The organism is Myxococcus llanfairpwllgwyngyllgogerychwyrndrobwllllantysiliogogogochensis (assembly GCF_006636215.1).
GTDB classification, from domain to species: Bacteria; Myxococcota; Myxococcia; order Myxococcales; family Myxococcaceae; genus Myxococcus; species Myxococcus llanfairpwllgwyngyllgogerychwyrndrobwllllantysiliogogogochensis.
The window spans coordinates 1-748 of record NZ_VIFM01000581.1 but is presented as its reverse complement, the minus strand read 5'-3'; the positions used below and the strand labels follow the sequence as shown (position 1 = coordinate 748).

Here is a 748-nt window from a genome sequence, read left to right as displayed (position 1 = left end):
CGTGCAGATCGAGCGCCAGGACAACGAACTGGTGCTGCGCATTGCCGGCAGCGATGACCATGTGCGCGTGATGAACTACTTCCTGGACGACGCGGCCGGTGGCTGGGCGCTGGGCGGGATCGGCTTCGAGGACGATGCGCAGACGCTCTGGAGCGTGCAGGACGTGAAGCTGATGGCGCTGCAGGGCACGGCGGGCGGCAACCGCATCGTGGGTTATGCGAGCGACGACACGCTGCAGGGGCTGGACGGCAACGACACGCTGGAAGGGCGCGGCGGCAACGACCTGCTCGAGGGCGGCACGGGCAACGACTGGCTGCACGGCCAGGCGGGCAACGATCGGCTGCTGGGCGGTGAAGGCGCGGACGTACTGCAAGGCGGCGACGGAGACGACGTGCTCGATGGCGGTGCAGGCAACGACATCCTGAGCGGTGGTTACGGCCTGAACAACGTCTACCGCTTCGGCCGGGGCGATGGCCAGGACTATGTGCAGATCGGCCACGACCCCTACGGGATGGACACTTCTGCGAACCGGCAGAACACGCTGCAGTTCAAGGAAGGTGTCAAGCCCGAGGACGTCGTGCTGCGGCAGGTGCACGACGGATGGAACAGCGGTGACAAGGGCCTGGAGGTCTCCATCGCCGGCACGCAAGACAAAGTGATCGTTCGCAGCTTCTTCCGCGACGAGGATCCGGGCAACCCGTACAGCGCCGTGCAGCGCATGGTGTTCGCCGACGGCACGGTGTGGGAC

The 748-nt window shown here is 66.6% G+C and carries 1 protein-coding gene; it reads left to right on the top strand.

Going from position 1 to position 748, the window contains the following annotated elements; all coding sequences use genetic code 11:
- Window positions 1-748 (top strand): calcium-binding protein (locus tag FJV41_RS57030; RefSeq protein ID WP_281291658.1); only part of this gene is annotated, 748 nt, incomplete at both ends.